This is a genomic window from Nocardia sp. (genome assembly GCF_025465275.1).
GTDB lineage: Bacteria > Actinomycetota > Actinomycetes > Mycobacteriales > Mycobacteriaceae > Nocardia.
The window spans coordinates 1-18,413 of the sequence record NZ_JAODNK010000191.1; the positions used below are offsets into that span (position 1 = coordinate 1).

The 18,413-nt window shown below is 67.5% G+C and carries 15 protein-coding genes; 12 read left to right on the forward strand and 3 right to left on the reverse strand.

The window, feature by feature from the left end; translation table 11 throughout:
• Nucleotides 1-812, reverse strand: an 812-nt coding sequence (locus JWN03_RS39045) for an AMP-binding protein (RefSeq protein WP_297626387.1), incomplete at its 3' end; no start/stop codon positions are given.
• A 389-nt stretch (nt 813-1,201) separates the two neighbouring features.
• Between JWN03_RS39045 and JWN03_RS39050 the strand changes: the two genes are divergently transcribed.
• The 5 genes from JWN03_RS39050 to JWN03_RS39070 all read left to right on the forward strand — a co-directional run bounded on the left by JWN03_RS39050 (nt 1,202) and on the right by JWN03_RS39070 (nt 7,273).
• Nucleotides 1,202-2,782, forward strand: coding sequence for a peptide ABC transporter substrate-binding protein (locus JWN03_RS39050; RefSeq protein ID WP_297626390.1), 1,581 nt, complete (start codon nt 1,202-1,204; stop codon nt 2,780-2,782).
• A gap of 80 nt (nt 2,783-2,862) precedes the next feature.
• Entirely contained in the window at nt 2,863-3,789 is a 927-nt protein-coding gene (locus tag JWN03_RS39055) for an ABC transporter permease (protein WP_297626393.1), read from the forward strand.
• Nucleotides 3,782-4,741 (forward strand): ABC transporter permease, encoded by a 960-nt coding sequence (locus JWN03_RS39060; protein ID WP_297626396.1) that lies wholly within the window; start codon nt 3,782-3,784, stop codon nt 4,739-4,741. Before JWN03_RS39055 ends, JWN03_RS39060 begins: the two co-directional genes overlap by 8 nt.
• Before the next feature lie 5 nt (nt 4,742-4,746).
• Complete coding sequence (locus JWN03_RS39065; RefSeq protein WP_297626399.1) at nt 4,747-6,435, forward strand: dipeptide ABC transporter ATP-binding protein; 1,689 nt, start codon at nt 4,747-4,749, stop codon at nt 6,433-6,435.
• Nucleotides 6,436-6,526: 91 nt separating this feature from the next.
• A complete protein-coding gene (locus JWN03_RS39070; protein ID WP_297626402.1) occupies nt 6,527-7,273 on the forward strand; it encodes an oxidoreductase in 747 nt (248 codons plus the stop codon).
• A gap of 415 nt (nt 7,274-7,688) precedes the next feature.
• Here JWN03_RS39070 and JWN03_RS39075 read toward each other — a convergent pair whose 3' ends face one another.
• Nucleotides 7,689-8,489, reverse strand: coding sequence for an HAD family hydrolase (locus JWN03_RS39075; protein WP_297626405.1), 801 nt, complete (start codon nt 8,487-8,489; stop codon nt 7,689-7,691).
• Between the two features lie 382 nt (nt 8,490-8,871).
• On the opposite strand from JWN03_RS39075, the gene ssd reads away from it, so the two are divergent.
• The 7 genes from ssd to JWN03_RS39110 all read left to right on the forward strand — a co-directional run bounded on the left by ssd (nt 8,872) and on the right by JWN03_RS39110 (nt 15,462).
• A complete protein-coding gene (gene ssd, locus JWN03_RS39080) occupies nt 8,872-10,056 on the forward strand; it encodes a septum site-determining protein Ssd (protein ID WP_297626406.1) in 1,185 nt (394 codons plus the stop codon).
• A 703-nt stretch (nt 10,057-10,759) separates the two neighbouring features.
• Complete coding sequence (locus tag JWN03_RS39085; RefSeq protein ID WP_297626410.1) at nt 10,760-11,944, forward strand: TadA family conjugal transfer-associated ATPase; 1,185 nt, start codon at nt 10,760-10,762, stop codon at nt 11,942-11,944.
• A gap of 1,073 nt (nt 11,945-13,017) precedes the next feature.
• Nucleotides 13,018-13,830 carry a type II secretion system F family protein gene (locus JWN03_RS39090; RefSeq protein ID WP_297626413.1) on the forward strand — a complete coding sequence of 271 codons (813 nt, stop codon included), beginning with the start codon at nt 13,018-13,020 and terminating at the stop codon, nt 13,828-13,830.
• A complete protein-coding gene (locus JWN03_RS39095; RefSeq protein ID WP_297626416.1) occupies nt 13,827-14,429 on the forward strand; it encodes a type II secretion system F family protein in 603 nt (200 codons plus the stop codon). Before JWN03_RS39090 ends, JWN03_RS39095 begins: the two co-directional genes overlap by 4 nt.
• A 66-nt stretch (nt 14,430-14,495) precedes the next feature.
• Entirely contained in the window at nt 14,496-14,699 is a 204-nt protein-coding gene (locus tag JWN03_RS39100; RefSeq protein WP_441343142.1) for a DUF4244 domain-containing protein, read from the forward strand.
• A 56-nt stretch (nt 14,700-14,755) separates the two neighbouring features.
• The gene (locus JWN03_RS39105; RefSeq protein ID WP_297626422.1) at nt 14,756-15,070 is read left to right on the forward strand and encodes a TadE family type IV pilus minor pilin; all 315 of its coding nucleotides are present in this window, start codon (nt 14,756-14,758) and stop codon (nt 15,068-15,070) included.
• Nucleotides 15,067-15,462, forward strand: coding sequence for an Rv3654c family TadE-like protein (locus JWN03_RS39110; protein WP_297626425.1), 396 nt, complete (start codon nt 15,067-15,069; stop codon nt 15,460-15,462). The genes JWN03_RS39105 and JWN03_RS39110 overlap by 4 nt, the downstream gene beginning before the upstream one ends.
• Nucleotides 15,463-15,860: 398 nt before the next feature.
• Here JWN03_RS39110 and JWN03_RS39115 read toward each other — a convergent pair whose 3' ends face one another.
• A complete protein-coding gene (locus tag JWN03_RS39115) occupies nt 15,861-18,257 on the reverse strand; it encodes a DEAD/DEAH box helicase (RefSeq protein WP_297626428.1) in 2,397 nt (798 codons plus the stop codon).
• Between the last annotated feature and the right edge of the window lie 156 nt (nt 18,258-18,413).

Below are 18,413 nucleotides of genomic sequence, written 5' to 3' on the forward strand. Positions count from 1 at the left end.
ATGCCCTTGGGTTTGCCGGTGGTGCCGGAGGTGTAGAGGATGAACAGCGGGTGCTCGGCATCGAAGGCCTGGGCCTCGTGCTCGGGTGAGGCGTGCGCGACGGTCTCGTGCCACCACAGATCCCGGCCCGCCACCATCGGGGTGTCGATGCCGGTGCGGTTCACGACCAGCACGTGCTCGACGCTCGAATCACCGCCTGCGAGAGCCGCGTCCACGGCGTCCTTGAGCGGGGCGGGCTTACCGCGCCGCCACTGGCCGTCGGTGGTGATGATCAGCCGGGCCGCGGCGTCGTCGGCGCGCTGGCGCAGTGCGGTGGGGGAGAAGCCGGCGAAGACCACCGAATGGGTCAGGCCCAGGCGGGCGCAGGCCAGCATGGACACGATGGCCTCGGGGACCATCGGCATGTAGATGGCGACGCGGTCACCGGCTACCAGGCCCAGCGAGGTCAGGTAGTTGGCGGCGCGGGACACCTCGGCCAGCAGGTCGGCGTAGGTGAGGTCGCGGGAATCGCCGGGCTCGCCTTCCCAGTGGATGGCGACCTGGTCGCCGTACCCATCCAGGACGTGCCGGTCGACGCAGTTGTAGGCGACATTCAGCTTGCCGCCTGTGAACCAGCGGGCGAAGGGCGCGTCGTCCCAGTCCAGCACGCGGGTCCACGGCTGTTCCCAGTGCAGTCGCTGCGCCTGCTCGGCCCAGAAGCCCTCGCGATCGGCTTCGGCTCGAGCATAAAGAGAGGCGTCGGCGTTCGCGGACGCGGCGAAGTCAGCGCTCGGTGGATACGCATCCGGATGGTCGGCGGTGGTTTCGGTCATCTCTCTCTTCTTCTCTCGCGCGTACAGGTCACGGGGTGACCGCGGCCACGTTCGACCCTAACCGACTGTGACCTGGGCCGCGTTCGGCTGTCCCGATCGGTGGGGCCACGCCGGGAACGTTCCCAGTCCGCGTATGACCGAACCGTGAACCACCCTCGCGCGGGGTTGTGCACTGTGTCACGTCCGAACCCCTGTTTGGGTCGGTCATGTTGCCGGATTGCTAACACAGCGAACAATCCCGTTTCGAACCGCTGACAAGACCGTTCCGGGTCGTTAGTGTCCGATTTACCCAAGGCGGGTCATCGATGTCGCTGGCGGACCCCGGCGTGCACCGCTGTCCCTCCTTCGCTTTTCCTGGACTCGGGAGATACGCGTTGAGAATCAAGACGATGACCGCGCTGGCCGCGGCCGCTCTATTGGCTACCAGCCTCGCACTGACCGGCTGCTCTTCCGGCGGCGGTGACAGCACCGACCTCGTTACGGTCAATGGCGGTGAACCGCAGAAACCGTTGGTGCCCACCGATGTCAACGAGAACATGGGTGGCCGTGTTGTGGACCGGCTGTGGGCCGGGCTGAAGTACTACGACGCCAGCGGCAAGGCGTATAACGAAGTGGCGCAATCGATCGACACCACCGACCGGCAGCATTACAAGATCACGCTGAAGGACTGGAAGTTCACCGATGGCACTGCGGTGACGGCGAAGTCGTTCGTCGATGCCTGGAACTACGGCGCCCTCGGTACCAACGGGCAGTTGCAGAACGCGGCCTTCGCGGAAATCGCAGGCTACGACGATGTTTCGGCAGATCCGCCCAAGGCGCAGACGCTATCGGGGCTGAAGGTACTCGACGACCACACCTTCACCATCGATCTGAAAGAGCCCTCGATCGACTTCGAGCTGGAGCTCGGTTACGCGCCGTTCTATCCGATGCCGGACGCTTTCTTCAAGGACACCAAGGGATTCGGCGAACACCCGATCGGCAACGGCCCCTACAAGTTCTCGGACTGGGAGCACAACGTCAAGATCGAGGTGCTGCCCAATGCGGACTATCACGGCGGCCGTCCGGCCAAGAACAAGGGCCTGCGGTTCGTGATGTATCAGTCCTACGACACCGCCTACGCTGATCTGCAGGCGGGCAACCTCGACGCGCTCGACATCATTCCGGACAGCGCACTGGCCACCTACAAGCAGGATCTCGGCGACCGCGCCATCCAGCACCCGATCGCCTACAGCCAGCACATCGGCATCCAGCCGACAGTGGCGCACTTCGGCGGTGCGGAAGGCGTGCTGCGGCGTAAGGCGATTTCGATGGCCATCAACCGGGATCAGATCGCGGACAACATCTTCCACGGCACCCGTGTGGCCTGCCAGGACTTCACGGCGTTCACCCTGCCCGGCTTCCGCGGCGGCCTGCCCGGTTCCGAGGTGTTGAAGTTCAACCCGGACGAGGCCAAAAAGCTATGGGCGCAGGCGAATGCGCTCTCGCCGTGGTCGGGCAACTTCCAGATCAGCTACAACGCCGACGGTGGACATCAGGCCTGGATCGAAGCGGTGGCCAACAGCGTCAAGAACACGCTCGGCATCGACTCGGTCGGCGTGCCGTACCCGACGTTCAAGAGCATCCGTGACGAGATCAACAATAAGACCATCGGTAAGGCGTTCCGGTACGGCTGGCAGGGCGACTACCCGTCGATGTTCGAATTCCTGACCCAGCTCTACTACACCGGATCCGGGTCCAACAACACGCAGTACACCAACCCGGAATTCGATCGACTGCTGACCCAGGCCCAGGCGGCCGCCACCCCGGAAGCCGCCTACGACATCCTGGCTCAGGCGCAGACGGTGCTGTTCAAGGACCTGCCCGATATCCCGATCTTCGACTACGACGTCGCGGCCGGGCGCTCGGACAGGGTCAAGAATGCCGTGGTCACCTGGTCGGGTCTGTTCGACTTCGAGAACATCGAGAAGTAACCGCCACCTGGGGGTCGCGCGCGAAAGCCGTACGCGGCGAGCCGATTGCGCGCGACCCCCGCTGCTCATTGGAGTGAAACATGGCTTGGTATGTCGTGCGGCGGCTGCTTCAGATGATTCCGGTCTTCCTCGGAGCGACGCTGCTCATTTACGCGATGGTCTTCCTGATCCCCGGCGATCCGATCCAGGCGCTCGCCGGGCAAAAGCAGATGACCCCGGCCGTGGAGGCATCGCTGCGGGCGCGCTACCACCTGGATCAGCCGTTCTTCGTGCAGTACCTAGAATTCCTGAAAGGCATTGTCACGCTGGACTTCGGGACCTCGTTCTCCGGTCGGCCGGTGCGCGACGAACTGGTCCGTGCCTTCCCGATCACTTTCCGGCTGGCCGTCATGGCCGTCGGCATCGAGTTCGTCTTCGGCGTAGTCTTCGGCCTGATCGCCGGGCTGCGCAAGGGCAAGCTGTTCGATTCCACCATGCTGGTGCTCAGCCTCATCATCATCGCGGTGCCGATCTTCGTGGTCGGCTTTCTGGCGCAGTACCTGCTCGGCGTCAAATGGGGTATCGCGCCGGTGACCGTCGGCGCGAAGGCGAGCTTCTCCGACCTGCTGGTACCGGCGTTCGTGCTGGGATCGCTGTCGTTCGCCTACGTGCTGCGGCTGACCCGGAACTCGGTGGCGGAGAACATGTCCGCCGACTACGTGCGCACCGCGACCGCCAAGGGCCTGAGCCGGCGGCGGGTGATCGTGGTGCACATCCTGCGCAACTCGCTCATCCCGGTGATCACCTTCGTCGGCACCGACCTCGGCTTCCTGATGGGCGGAGCGGTCGTCACCGAAGGCATCTTCAATATTCCGGGCGTGGGCGGGACGCTCTACCAGGCGATCACCCGCGGCGAACCGCCCACGGTGGTGGCCTTCGTGACCGTGTTGATCATCATCCTGTTGCTGACCAATCTGATCGTCGACCTGCTCTATGCCGCACTCGATCCGAGGATCCGCTATGCCTGACCGACAGACCGGGATACGGGAGATCCGGCCCGGCCAAGAGCATTTCGTCGCGCCACCGGACGAGGTGGAGGTGCTGGCCACCGACCGGCTGGACGAAACCGCGGCGCCGACCAGCGTATGGCTCGAGGCGTGGAAACAACTGCGGCGCAATCCGATCTTCCTCGTGGCGGCGCTGCTGATCCTGTTCGTCCTGCTGGTCGCGGTCTGGCCGCAGCTGTTCACCAGCGTGGATCCGCGCTACTGCAGCGGCGATTTCAGCATGCACCCCCCGGCCGACGGCCATCCGTTCGGCTTCGACAAGCAGGGCTGCGACATCTACGCCCGGACCCTCTATGGCGCGCGGGCGTCGGTGGAGACCGGACTCGGCGCGACCGTGCTGTTCGTGCTGATCGGCGGCACGCTCGGCGCCCTCGCCGGATATTACGGCGGCCTGCTGGATGCGGTGATCTCGCGCATCGCGGAGATCTTCTTCGCGCTGCCGCTGACGCTGGCCGCGATCGTGCTCATGCAGCTGCTCGCCACCCGCACCGTGTTCACGGTCATGCTGACACTGGCCTCGTTCAGCTGGCCGCAGGCGGCACGCATCGCGCGAGGTGCGGTGATTCAGGCCCGCAATACCGAATATGTCACGGCGGCAAAGGCCTTGGGCGTGTCCAGATTCCGGACGCTGCTGCGCCACGTGCTGCCGAACGCGGTCAGCCCGCTGATCGTGGTCAGCACCATCTCGCTGGGTGTTTTCATCGTCACCGAAGCGACGCTGTCCTACCTCGGTGTCGGGCTGTCGCGCCAGATCGTGTCCTGGGGTTCGGATATCGCCGCGAACCAGAAGGAGATCCGCACCTCGGCCATCCTGTTCTACCCGGCCACCGCGCTGGCGCTCACGGTGCTCAGCTTCATCATGCTCGGCGACGCGGTGCGCGACGCACTGGACCCCAAGGCCCGGAAGAGGTGACGACCATGGACAAACCACTGCTCGAGGTCCACGACCTGAATGTCTGCTTCACCTCGGAGGGCAAGCGGATTCCGGCGGTGCGGGGGGTGAGCCTGTCGGTGTATCCGGGGCAGACGGTCGCCATCGTCGGCGAATCCGGATCGGGCAAGTCGACGACCGCGCACGCGATCATCGACCTGCTGCCCGGCACCGGCGAGATCACCGCCGGCTCCATCACATTCGACGGCAAGGATCTGACCAAGGCCTCCAAGCGCGAAATCGTCGGGGTGCGCGGCCGCGGCATCGGATTCGTACCGCAGGACCCCATGTCGAATCTGAACCCCGTGTGGAAGGTCGGGTTCCAGATCCGGGAAACCTTGGAGGCCAACGGGATAGTCAAGGGCAAGGCGGCGAAGCAGCGGTCGATCGAGCTGCTGACCGAGGCGGGCATGCCCGATGCCGAACGGCGGGTCAATCAGTACCCGCACGAATTCTCCGGTGGCATGCGCCAGCGTGCGCTCATCGCCATCGGGCTCTCCTGCCGGCCCAAACTGCTCATCGCCGACGAACCGACCTCCGCCCTGGATGTCACCGTGCAGCGGCAGATCCTCGACCACCTCGACGTGCTCACCGGCGAACTGGGCACCGCGGTCCTGCTCATCACCCACGATCTGGGTTTGGCCGCCGAGCGGGCCGAACACCTGGTCGTGATGTATCGCGGCAAGGTGGTGGAATCCGGCCCGGCACAACAGATCCTGCACGATCCCCAGCACCTGTACACCAAGAAGCTGGTGAACTCGGCGCCATCGCTGGCCTCGCAGCGGCTGTCGTCGGTCCGCGAACGCGCCGAGGTGCGTGAGCAGGCCGTGCAGGTGGCCGGGAAGCGAGCCGAGACAGACGCCGAATTCGCCAGTGCGCCCGACGATGTGGTGATCGCGGAGCACCTCACGAAGGTGTACAAGATCCGGGGCGACACACCGTGGAAATCGACGAACCTCGTCGCCGTGGACGACGTATCGTTCCGGCTGCGCCGCGGCACCACCACCGCCATTGTCGGAGAGTCCGGATCCGGCAAATCGACTGTGGCGCAAATGGTTCTCGGACTGCTCGCGCCGACCGCGGGCCGGGTCACCTTCGACGGCCGCGAAGTCGCGACCCTGGACAGTAAGGCCGCCTTCGCATTTCGCCGCCGCGTTCAACCAGTGTTCCAAGATCCCTACGGGTCCCTGGACCCCATGTACTCGATCTACCGCACCATCGAGGAGCCGCTGCGCACCCACCACATCGGTACCCCGAAGGAACGCGAGGCCACCGTCCGCGACCTCCTCGACAAGGTTTCGCTACCGGCCTCGGTCATGCGTCGCTACCCCAACGAGCTGTCCGGCGGCCAGCGTCAGCGCGTAGCTGTCGCCCGCGCTCTGGCGCTGTCCCCGGAACTGGTCGTCTGCGACGAGGCTGTCTCCGCCCTCGACGTGCTGGTGCAGGCACAGATCCTGCAACTACTCAACGAACTCCAAGCCGACATGGGTCTGTCCTACCTGTTCATCACCCACGACCTGGCCGTCGTCCGCCAGATTGCCGACAACGTCCTGGTCATGCAGGACGGCACGGTGGTCGAAGCTGCCTCCGCCACGGAGGTCTTCGACAACCCGCAATCCCCGTACACCCAGCGCCTCCTCGAAGCCATCCCCGGCCGCGACCTCCTCGCAGGCTGATCCACTCAGGCAAGTGCAGTCCGCCGAGGGCTGGTCGCGACCTCCGAGGCTGCGGCCGGTCACATATCGGCCGCCAGTAACCTGGTCATTCGTGACCGATCCGCTGGAGCCACTCGTCGAACTGCCCGGTGTGCGCGAAGCCGCAGACAAGGCCCGGGACGCGCTCGCCGGAGTGCATCGCCACCAAGCGAATCGGCGCGGCTGGCCGACCACTGCCGCCGAGGCCGCGGTGCGGGCGGCGCGCTCGTCGGCAGCCATCGAGGGCGGCAGCATCGAGCTGCCCGCGGACGGAAATGTCGAGGACCCGATCCTCGCCGGGGCACTGCGCGTCGGACAGGCCTTGGACGGGGACGCGCTGCGGACCCTCGTCGGGGTGTGGGAACGTGCGCCGCTGCAGGCGCTGGCGCGACTGCATCTGCTGGCGGCCGCCGATATGGTCGAGAACGAACAGCAGCTGGGCCGGCCGCGCAATGTCCCGGGCGTGGCCGAACGACTCGATCTGCTCGCGCAGACCGTACTCACCAGCAAAGCCCCCGCCCCCGTCATCGCCGCCATCGTGCACGGCGAACTGCTGTCCCTGCGGCCCTTCGGCACCGGTGACGGGATCGTCGCACGGGCGGCCTCGCGACTGGTCGCGGTGTCCAGTGGGCTGGACCCGCACAGCCTCGGCGTGCCCGAGGTCTTCTGGCTACGGCGGCGACAGGCCTACCTGGATGCGGCCGCCGGATTCGGCATGGGCACCGCGGACGGCGTCGGCGGCTGGGTGCTCTTCACCTGTGGTGCACTCGAAGACGGCGCGCGCGAGGCTCGTTCGATCGCGGACGCGGCGGGCGGATAGCCCCCGCACATCAATGCGGGCGGCGTCGCCGCTGTCGCGACTTCACCGCCCGCTAGCACGGATCACCTGGTTACCAAGCGTGCTTCTCGGGTTGTGTTTCGGCCTCGGCGAGCTCTCCGGGCTCCGATGCGGATCATCCCCGCGGAATTGCGAGGCCATTACCGATCGGACCGCAGATAACGCAGGCCCACAACACTCATGCCCTCTCGCGGCGTGCTCCGCGTGGGTGCCTGGTGTCCGTGCTGGGAAGGATGGGACGGGAGACCGAATCTTCTCTTCCGATTCCGATCTTGGCCTTCCTTACTTCCGTGCGTCCATTGTTACCCTGTGACGGCTCTCACATCAAGTGGTGGGGAAACTTTCAAATACCCCGCGTGTCCGGCAGGTTTGTGCTGGGGCGTGTCTGGGTGCGATCTCATCGCCGCCGGCGAAGCAGCCGATAGCTCACCGCGCCCGCGGCCACCGCGCTCAAGGCGACCACGGCACTGGCCGCCACGGTGGTCGTCGACGGTTGCGGAATGCGCGCCCACAGCGACACCGGGTTGGAGAAGGTGAGGATCGGCCAGCCGCGGGCGACCGCCTCCTTGCGCAGACCGCGATCCGGATTCGCCGCGGTGGGATGCCCGACCACGCTGAGCATCGGCAGGTCGGTCACCGAATCGGAATAGGCATAACACCGCGACAGGTCGTATCCCTGTGTGGCGGAAAGCCTTTCGATGGCCTCGACCTTGCCCTCGCCGTAGCAGTAGAACTCGACTTCGCCTGTGTACTTGTTGTTTTCGACCACCATGCGCGTCGCGGCGTAGTGGTCGGCGCCCAGTGCGGCCGCGATCGGCGCGACCACCTCCTCGCCGGAGGCCGACACGATGACCACGTCGTGGCCCCGAATGCGGTGGTCGGCAATGAGATCCGCCGCCTCCGCGTAGATGAGCGGGTCCACGATGTCGTGCAGGGTCTCGGCGACGATCGAGCGCACCTGATCCACATCCCAGCCCGCGCACATGCGGGTCAGGTTCTCCCGCATGCGCTCCATCTGGTCGTGGTCGGCGCCGGAGAGCAGGAACAGGAAGTGCGCATAGCTGCTCTCCAGTACTGCTCGTCGGCTGAGCAGGCCCTGGTCCAGGAACGGCTTGCTGAACACGAAGGCACTCGACCTCGCGATCACCGTCTTGTCGAGATCGAAGAAGGCGGCGACTCGTCCGCGCTCGGCTGTCACAGCGACCAGCTTATGGTTCGGTGGCGCCGGGCGGGCGGCGCGGTGCGTTCGGTGCGGTATTTTGCGGTGTTTGCCGGAGTTAGCCAGTCGGAAGCGGGGCCGATGGCGGCCGGAAAAAGACTCGCCCGGCGGACTTGCAAACGGTCCAGGCCTTGGGTGTAGTATTGGCGGTGCCTGGACTTAGTCCAGGCAGCGTTCAGCCCGACCCCCCGGGGCTGAACCCGACGACCCCAGCCTCCTCCCCCCCCGGCTGGGGTCGTCCTCTATCTATGGACTGTTATGTCCCACTGGATCACCCGGCTTTTATCCACAGGCCGCGTGTTATCCACAATCGCTATTGAGGCTCTTTCGGCGCTCGTTCATTTGGGTGACGCTGACCTGCATGAACTCTCACGTCGATGCTTCATTACGAGCCCTCGCCCTGGTGTCGGATCACAGACTGCGAGACGAGGTCCGGCGCATCGCGGCTGCCGCCGACCGTCCGCTGGACGAACGCACTCCGCCGCTCGGCCGCCATGCGTGGACCGCCGCCTCGGTTATCGTGCTCGACTCCGCCGCCGCACGTAGCTGCGCATCCGCCGACTCCCCCCGCCGCGGGGGAATTCTGCTGGTGACCGACGGGGAGCCGGGTTTGCTCGACTGGCGGGCAGCCACCGAAATCGGTGCCGAGCAGGTGCTTCCACTGCCGGCCGAGGCGGATGCCCTGATCGCGGCCTTCGCCGCCCACGACCAGCGCGGCAGCGGCGACGGTGCGGTGGTCGCCGTAGTCGGCGCCGTCGGCGGAGCGGGCGCGTCCACCCTGGCAACCGCCGTGGCCCTCGCCGCCGCCAAACGCTTCCGCGATCACACGCTGCTGGTGGATGCCGCCCCCCACGGCGGCGGCCTCGATCTGCTGCTCGGGCTCGAGAAGACCGCCGGTCTGCGCTGGCCCGATTTGGTCATCGAAGACGGCCGCGTCTCCGCCGCAGCCCTGCACGACGCCCTCCCCGCCGCCGCGGGCGTAGCCGTGCTCTCCTGCGGAAGAGGTCCTGCCGCAACAGAACTCAGCCCCATCGCCCTGCACGCAGTAGTCGAGGCGGGCCGCTCCGCCGGCGATCTGGTGGTCTGCGACCTGTCCACCGAACGCGGCCCGCACACCGACCGCCTCCTCGCCGCCGCCGACCTGATAGTCCTCATCACCCCCGCCCGCCTGCGCGCCACCGCCGCCGCCGAATCGGTAGCAGCCCACCTCGCCCACCGAAACCCGAACGTGCGCTTGATCATCCGAGGCCCGTCCCCAGGCGGCCTCCGCCCCCGAGAAATCTCCGAAACCCTCGCTCTCCCCCTCCTCGCCGCAGTCCCACCCCACCCCGCCCTCCCCCAAATTCTCGAACGCGGCCCCCTCACCCTCCCGCGCCGCGGCCCCCTCCGCACCGCCGCCGAAGCCGTCCTCACAGCCCTGGTCACAAACCCCAACCCCCCAATTCGCCCACTCACCCCCCAGCGCCCACACCGCACCCGCATCCCCGACCCCCTGCGGCCCATGCGAATCAGCAGCCCAACCACCCTCACCGGGACGCGGCGATGACCCGGACGACGCCCGCACCAGCAGCCCAGCGCTCGGACCACATGCCCCGCTGCTCTCGACCGCCCATGCAGCGTCCGCCGGTCGGTGTGCATCAGAGTCCATCCCAGATGCCATGTGCACAGGTCGGGGAGTGTTCGGCTGGCCGCCGAGCGCGGCGGGCGCCGTCCGGGCAGCATGTGAATACTCCTCGGACACAGCGCTTCTCGCGCGGCGAAGGTACGAACTTGCCCGGGATGTGGTCGCCGTCCGGGCAGTATATGAATGTTCCTCGGACACAGCGCTTCTCGCGCGGCGGACATGCGAATGTGCCCGAGATGTGGTCGCTGGTCGGGCAGTGTGCGGGTGGGTCCTGGGTGTGGCGATCGCCGGTCGAAGAACGTGCGAATTGCCCCCGAATGCGCTGCCAGCAGCCGGAACAGCGGTTGCCGCGCGGCGAGCATGCGGATGTGCTCTGGGCACAGCGCTTGTCTGTCGGGCCGCGTTCGGGTGGGCCGGTGTCACCGTCGCCGAGTCGGCCGCGTGCCGGTAGGTCCCGGGTCGGCCGGTCGCCGGTCGGGCCACCCGTAGGTGGGCCGCAAGTGTGGCGGTCGCCGATTGGGGAGCGTGCTGGTAGGTCACAGGTGCGGCGGTTGCCGGTTGGCAGGTGTGCGCGGGTGGCTCGGGCGCGGCGTATGCCGATCAGTGGGTATACGGGGGTGTCTCGATGAGTGCGCTGGTGACGGCGGATCTGCTGGATCGGGTGCGGGAGAGGCTGGCGGAGGGGGCTGTCGATCCGGATCCGGCGCAGGTGGCGGCGGCTATTCGGGCCGAAGCCGGTGGGGTGCTGGGGGATACGGATCTGCTGCGAGCGCTTCGGTTGCTGCAGACGGAGATGACCGGGGCGGGGGTGCTGGAGCCGCTGCTGCACGATCCGGAGGTGGCCGATGTGCTGGTCACCGCACCGGATGCGGTGTGGGTGGATCGGGGGCACGGGCTGCGCCGGGCGCCGGTGCGATTCCCCGACGAGGCGGCGGTGCGGCGTCTGGCGCAGCGGCTGGCCCTGTCGGCCGGGCGACGGCTCGATGACGCGCAACCGTGGGTGGACGGCCGGCTGACCGGAACGGAAGCGGCCCTGGGTAATTCGTTCGGGGTCCGATTGCATGCGGTGCTGTCGCCCATCGCGCACGGCGGCACCTGCCTCTCACTGCGCGTGCTGCGCCCAGCGTCGCAGGGTTTGGACGCGCTGGCCGCCGCAGGCGCGGTCACCGCCGAGGCGAAGGCCTTGCTGGAGCGCATAATTCGCGCCCGACTCGCCTTCCTGGTGGTCGGAGGCACCGGTGCGGGCAAGACCACCCTGCTCTCCGGCCTGCTTGCCAAGGTCGACCCCGCCGAACGCATCATCTGCGTGGAGGACGCCGCAGAACTGGCCCCACCCCACCCGCACGTGGTCCGTCTGGTCGCCCGCCCCGCCAATGTCGAAGGCGCAGGCGAGGTGACGGTCCGCGACCTGGTCCGCCAAGCCCTCCGCATGCGCCCCGACCGAATAGTCGTAGGCGAAGTGCGCGGCGCCGAAGTCGCAGACCTCCTGACCGCACTGAACACCGGTCACGATGGCGGCGCCGGCACCGTGCACGCGAACTCACCCCGCGAAGTCCCCGCCCGCCTCGAAGCCCTTGCCGCCCTCGGCGGTATGAGCCGCGATGCGCTGCACAGCCAACTAGCCGCCGCCATCCAGGTGGTCCTGCACGTCCACCGCCGCCCCGACGGCTCCCGCACCCTCCGTGAAATAGGTCTGGTCACCTCCACCGCCGGCCGAGTCCACATCACCCCCGCCTGGACCGCCGACCCCCGCCCCACCCCCGCGTCCTCCTCCCTGACCGAGCTCCTCGACGAAAGGACAACCCAATGACCACTGACGTCCGCCGCCTTGCTCACCGACCTCCCCGGCGAAAGGCGACCCGATGGCGCGACCTCCGCCCCGCCTCGCTCACCGGTCTCCTCGATGAAGGGACAACCCAATGACCACTGACGTCCGCCGCCTTGCTCACCGACCTCCCCGGCGAAAGGCGACCCGATGGCGCGACCTCTGCCCCGCCTCGCTCACCGGTCTCCTCGATGAAGGGCGACCCGATGGCGCTACGTGTGCCGCCGTCTCGCTCGTCCGTCTTCTCGACGAACGGGCAGTTCAGCGACTGCCGCGTTCGCCGCAGCCTCCCTACCCGCCGCCATGACGAAAGGAGGGCTCACGGTCGCCACGTCCGAAGTTCCTACTGTCTCGGCGAAAGCAGTTGAGCGGCCGCCTGTTTCCACGACTGAGGGCCGACTCGATGATCGTCGCGTCCGCCGAGTCCCCCTACCTGCCTCCTTGCTGGAGGAGATCTCATGGTCGCTGCGTCCGAAGTTGCTATGGCTTTGGCGAAGACAGTCGAGCGACCGCCTGATTCCAGGACTGATGATCGCCGCGTCGGTCGCAGCCTGTGCTCACTCTTCGACGAAAGGACACCTTGATGACTGCCGAATTCCCAGCTGACTCCGCTTCGGCGGAGGCGACTCACCGTCCGCTCGCCGCCACGGGGGAGGCACGACCCGATGACGGTCTCCCGCCGCTGCCGGTTCGGCCCGATGGCGGACAGCTCGATGACTCACTGACGCTGCATGTTTTCACTCCCTGTCAGCAGGGTCGGTCAAGCGCTTCGCCCAGCGGGCTGGTCTGTGTTTGTCCGATAGGCGCCACCTGCGGCCGACCGCTCAGTGAGGGGAGCAATCGATGACTGCGTCGCCGGGTCCGGAGCCTCGGCCGGCTGCGCCGGTGGTGAGGACGTCGGGTTGTTGTGCCGAGGATCAGTGTTCCGGTCGGGATCAGCGGTGCGGCAAGTTGTTTCAGTGGCGTCACAGTCAGCCGCCAGGGCTACGTCGTGGGTGGCGGAGTGGTTGTGTCTCGCGGCGGGAGGATCCGCCGCAGCAGGCTGGGAGCGGTGACCGATGACTTCGATTGTCGGGCACTGGGGTTCGATACTCGGCTGTCTCGCGCTTGCGCTGGTGGTGGTTCCGGATCCGGCGGGCCGTCGCAGGTTCGCTCGACTGTTTCGGTGCGCGAAGAAGATTCGGACACCACGGGTGGGCGGGGTGGGTCGGCTGACGGTCGTGGCGGGCTTGCCCGTGGCGCTCGTGATTGGTGTGGGTCCGCTGTTTGCCGCGATCTTGGTTGTGGGGACGCTGGGACTGCGCTGGCGGCGGGCGGGGCGGGAACGTATGAGAGGGGAGGAGAGTGCGCAGCTGCTGGAGGGGTTGGAGACGGTGATCGGCGAGCTGCGGATCGGTGCGCATCCGAGTGCGGCCGCGGAAGTTGCCGCGTACGAGACCGTTGGTCCGGTGGCGCACGCGTTTGCGGTGAGCGCCGCGCGCAGTCGTCTGGGGGGATCTGGGGCCGAGGCCTTTCGTCGTTCGGAGACCGCGATCCCGCAGGAGCTGGCCCGCATTGCCGAAGCCTGGCAGGTCGCCGATCGGCACGGGCTGGCGCTCGCGGAGTTGCTCACGGCCACTCGGCTGGACCTGCTGGGCCGCAAGCGCTTCCGTGACCGCACCCGAGCTGCGCTCGCGGGTGCCCGGGCGACCGCCGCTGTGCTCGCCCTGCTACCCCTGCTCGGTATCGCGCTCGGTCAACTGATGGGAGCTGCTCCGGTGCACGTCCTCTTCTTATCTCCGGCCGGCACCTACCTCCTGCCTCTCGGCGCGGCCCTGACCTGTGCCGGTCTGCTCTGGACCGACGCCATCACCGTAAAGGTGCTGCGATGAACGGCCTTTCGTGGTCCCTGCTGCTCGTCGCGCTGGCTCTGGTGATGTTGCCGGGCCGTATTGCCGCGGCGCGGCGATTACGCGGCCTGCGAGCGCGGCACCCGGATCTCGAGAGACGGGCGAAGTCTGTTCGGGCAGCGGCTGATCCGCTGGGTGCTGCAGGGACCTTGGATCTGTTCGCGGCCTGTCTGCGCGCAGGATTGCCCGCCGCGGCTGCGGCGGGCGCGGTGGCGCCGGGTGCGCCGGAACCACTGACCTCCGTACTGCGGAGAGCAGCGGACCTGCTTGCGCTGGGGGCGGATCCGGTGACGGCGTGGGAGCAGGCCACCGCCGGGTGCGGCGACGACGGGATGGCGGCACTGGCGCGAATGGCTCGTCGGTCGGCGCGTTCCGGTGCCGGGTTGGCCTCGGCGGTAACCGAATTGGCCGAACAGCGCAGGGGAGCGGTGGAGGATGCGGCCGCCGCCCGGGCAGAACGGGCCGGTGTCCTGATCGGCGGGCCCCTCGGCCTCTGCTTTCTACCCGCCTTCGTATGCCTGGGGATTGTGCCGGTGGTGATCGGCCTGGCGGGCCACGTCCTGGGCGGAGGCCTGCTGTGAACGGCAACTGTGCCGATGCGGATCGGCCGCATCGGAGCGAGGAGAGGAGAGATCGTGCGATCTTCGGTGCGAAGCCTGAACTGGGGCCTGCGAGAGCGACTGCTCCTCGTCGCGGTCGGCGAGGAGGGCATGAGTACGGCCGAATACGCCATCGGGACCATTGCGGCGGCCGCCTTCGGGGCCGTGTTGTACGCGGTGGTGACCGGCGACAGCATCGTCAATGCCCTGACCAAGATCATCGACAGGGCATTGACGACCTCGGTCGGATGAGCGATGGCCCGCTCGTCGCGCCGGGCCGGCCGCCTGGTCGCGGCGGTGACCATGGCATGGCGACCGTCGAGGCCGCTATCGCGCTGGCAGCCCTGGTCGCCGTGCTGGTCCTCTGCATCGGCGCACTGCTCGCGGTATCGGCACAGGTGCGCTGTGTTGATGCCGCGCGCGAGGCAGCCCGTCTGGCGGCCCGCGGTGACGGCGCCAGGGCGGTACCCGCCGCACAGCGCATGGCGCCCCCGCATGCCGTGATCACGGTCCGCACGGACGGCGAGTTGGTGGTGGCCTCGGTGAGCGTCCGGTCGCCGCTGCTACCGCTGACCCTCCGCGCGGAGGCGGTATCGGCGCGGGAACCCGGCGAGCCGCGATGAGGGGAGGTGATCGTTCCGGCGCGGCCCGCGCTCGGGATTCGGGCGGCGAGGCAGGGGGAGTGACGGTGGTCGCATGTGTGGCGTTGCTCGCTTTACTGACCCTCACGGTGCTGGTGGCGCAGGTCGGGGTGGCGGTGGTGGGCCGTCACCGCGCGCAGTCCGCGGCGGACCTGGCCGCGCTGGCCGCAGCGGCCGGATTGGACCGTGGCACCGCGGCCGGTTGCGCGCGAGCCGAGGAGATTGCGCGCCGAATGGGAGTGCGGATTGTCGGGTGCACCGTGGCCGAGTGGGATGTGACGATCACAGTCGAAGGACGAATGACGCTCGGTCCACTGGGTGTGCGATCGGTGCGCGCTATGGCTCGGGCCGGGCCGATCGGAGATGACGTGTAGTACTCGCGGCAGTAGTAGTACTCGTAATAGATAGGACTACTTGCCCAATGCAACTATCTCGTACTGAGCGGTTGGTTAGAGAATGGATGGCGCGCACCACACTGCGTGTCGATCAATGTCGATATTGGATGAAAGTGGTAGGCGAATAGTTTGGCCGCCGACTCTTTCCTATTCGATCCGAAACTTGGAATCGACTAAATGCACTGGTAAATGCATGATCGACATTATCGAACGGGGCAACTGCTCAGTTAACCGGATCACATCCCTCTTTATTCGGCTATCAGGCCCGCTGTGCATGACTCGTACCGAGTCTTGCGCCACGCCGTCGGTGCTGCCCACCGCCGGACCGTGACCAGCTGGTCGGATGGCGTTCCGGCCTCGCTTCGGCGACGCCTCGATCACGGTTCGGTGTGGTCCCCGTCACCATTGCCGAGGGCTGCCAGTACTGCGGTCAGCAGCCGCGCCGCGCCCGTCTTGTCCAGCGGATTATTGCCATTTCCGCACTTCGGAGACTGTACGCAGGACGGGCAGCCGCTACCGCAGCCACAGGATTCGATGGCCGCCAGCGTCGCAGTCAGCCACTGCCGCAGCCGTGCGAACCCGCGTTCGGCGAAGCCCGCGCCCCCGGGATGCCCGTCGTAGACGAACACCGTGGGCAGCCCGGTATCGGGATGTTCTGCGGTCGACACCCCACCGATATCCCAGCGATCGCAGGTCGCGACCAGCGGCAGCATGCCGATGGCGGCGTGTTCGGCGGCGTGCAGCGCTCCCGCCGCCTGTCGGGGGTCGATTCCGGCCCGCGACAGCAGGTCCGGCGTGACGGTATAGAGGACAGCCCGGGTCGGCAGGATCTGCGCCGGCAGCTCCAGCGGCACCATGTCCAGAACTTCGCCGCTGGGCAGCCGTCGCAGGTATCCGATCACCTGCCGGGTCACCAGCACCTGCGCCAAAGCAATGGTGACCGGGCCATATGTCTCGTGTTCGGTCATCTCCTCGACCTCGATGGAGGTCACCGCCCGGGCGCTGGTGGTCCACCCCGGAGTCTCGGCGTGCACCAGCGCGACGCCTTCCTCCAGGTCCAGTTCATCGACCACATAGCTCTCGCCCTGATGCAGGTGCACGGCCCCTTCGTGCAGGGTGGCCGGCGCCCGTCCGGCGTCCGTGGTGCCGAGCATGCGCCCGCTCTCCCCGTCGACCACCGCGATCGCGCTGCCGATGCCGCCGCGCACGTCCACCGCATCGTGCGGGTGGGCGTCGGCGGTGACGAACCAGCGTGCGGTCCCGTCCCTGCCGGCTCCTGCCCGCCGCCGGATCAAACCCTGTCGGGCCAGGTCGGACAGCAATTCCCAGGCCCGGTACTCGAGCACCTCGGCATCGGTGAGCGGCTGTTCCATGGCCGCGCACAGCAGGTGCGGACCGAGCACATACGGATTGTGCGGATCGGTGATGGTGGCCTCGACGGGCCGTCCGAGCAGCGCCTCCGGGTGATGGACCAGGTAGGTGTCCAGCGGGTCGTCACGGGCGATGAGCAGCACCAATGACCCTTGCGTCCGCCGTCCGGCCCGCCCGGCCTGCTGCCAGAACGAGGCGACCGTGCCCGGATATCCGGCCACTACAACGGCATCCAGCCCGGCGATATCCAGGCCCAGCTCGAGGGCATTGGTGGTGGCCACACCCAGCAGAGACCCCTCTGACAGTGCTGCTTCGAGCGCCCGCCGATCTTCCGCCAGATAACCGGCCCGGTAGGCCGCGACCCGTTCGGGCAGCGTGACATCGATGTCGGCGAGCAGCCGCCGGGTATCCATGGCAATGGCCTCGGCCCCACGCCGGGACCTGACGAAGGTGAGCGTGCGCGCCCCCTCGGTCACCAGATCGGCCATGATCTTGGCGGCCTCCGCCCCTGCCGATCTACGCACGGCCGCACCATTTTCCCCGGTCACGCCGCCGCCGATGAGCGGCGGCTCCCACAGCGCGACTGTCCGCGCCCCCTGCGGCGACCCGTCCTCGGTGACCGCGACGCAGGGTGCGCCGATGAGCCGCGAGGCCGTGGCCGCCGGTTCAGCGGTGGTGGCCGAGCACAGTACGAATACCGGATCGGCGCCGTATCGCGCTGCCAGCCGCCGCAGCCGACGCAGCACCAGCGCCACGTGCGACCCGAAAACGCCCCGGTAGGTGTGGCATTCGTCGACCACCACGTACTTCAACTGCCGCAGCAGCCGGGCCCAGCGCTGATGCGACCGCAGCATCCCGACGTGCAGCATGTCCGGATTGGTGAAGACCCAGCGGGAGTTGGCCCGTACCCACTGCCTTATCTCGGTGGGCGTATCGCCGTCATAAGGCGCGGGATGAATGCCGCGCAGCGGATCTTGGCTGGTCAGCTCGGTTGCCATCCGCAGTTGATCGGCCCCGAGCGCTTTGGTGGGAGCCAGATAAAGGGCGGTGGCCCGGGGGTCCTGCTGCAGCGCGGTAAGTACAGGCAGCTGGTAGGCGAGCGATTTCCCGGAGGCGGTGCCTGTGGAAACGACGACGTGCCGCCCCTCCGCGGCCAGGTCGGCGGCCTGCGTCTGATGAATCCAAGGTGCTTCCACCCCCACAGCACGCACTGCGGCTATTACGTCGGAGGACGCCCATTCGGGCCAATTCGTGACCTGAGCCGCACGTGGCGGCAACTCCGCGACGTGGGTGAGACGGGTGTCGCCGGCTCCTGCCCCGGTAAGGACACGATTCAGCAACGATTGGCCATAGCTGGTGTCGCGGGGGCTTCCCAGAACGCTCGCCGGGTCTGCCGGAATCATGGTCAGGCCGCCTTGCTGGGCGAGTGGGGTGCGAAACGTGTGTATGTCTGGTCCTCTACCTGCCATTTCACTACAGAGTAGCGACCTGTGTCGCAGGGGGTTTGCCGGATGCTCGCTCTGTTATCCGGAAGCAAACCTACTTCGAGTACGGATTTG

Bases quoted from the DNA above. Each gene is read 5' to 3' on its own strand.
- JWN03_RS39050 (WP_297626390.1), top strand. From the start codon at position 1,202: ATGACCGCGCTGGCCGCGGCCGCTCTATTGGCTACCAGCCTCGCACTG.
- JWN03_RS39055 (WP_297626393.1), top strand. From the start codon at position 2,863: ATGGCTTGGTATGTCGTGCGGCGGCTGCTTCAGATGATTCCGGTCTTC.
- JWN03_RS39060 (WP_297626396.1), top strand. From the start codon at position 3,782: ATGCCTGACCGACAGACCGGGATACGGGAGATCCGGCCCGGCCAAGAG.
- JWN03_RS39065 (WP_297626399.1), top strand. From the start codon at position 4,747: ATGGACAAACCACTGCTCGAGGTCCACGACCTGAATGTCTGCTTCACC.
- ssd (WP_297626406.1), top strand. From the start codon at position 8,872: ATGAACTCTCACGTCGATGCTTCATTACGAGCCCTCGCCCTGGTGTCG.
- JWN03_RS39085 (WP_297626410.1), top strand. From the start codon at position 10,760: ATGAGTGCGCTGGTGACGGCGGATCTGCTGGATCGGGTGCGGGAGAGG.
- JWN03_RS39090 (WP_297626413.1), top strand. From the start codon at position 13,018: ATGACTTCGATTGTCGGGCACTGGGGTTCGATACTCGGCTGTCTCGCG.
- JWN03_RS39095 (WP_297626416.1), top strand. From the start codon at position 13,827: ATGAACGGCCTTTCGTGGTCCCTGCTGCTCGTCGCGCTGGCTCTGGTG.
- JWN03_RS39105 (WP_297626422.1), top strand. From the start codon at position 14,756: ATGGCGACCGTCGAGGCCGCTATCGCGCTGGCAGCCCTGGTCGCCGTG.
- JWN03_RS39110 (WP_297626425.1), top strand. From the start codon at position 15,067: ATGAGGGGAGGTGATCGTTCCGGCGCGGCCCGCGCTCGGGATTCGGGC.
- JWN03_RS39115 (WP_297626428.1), bottom strand. From the start codon at position 18,257: ATGATTCCGGCAGACCCGGCGAGCGTTCTGGGAAGCCCCCGCGACACC.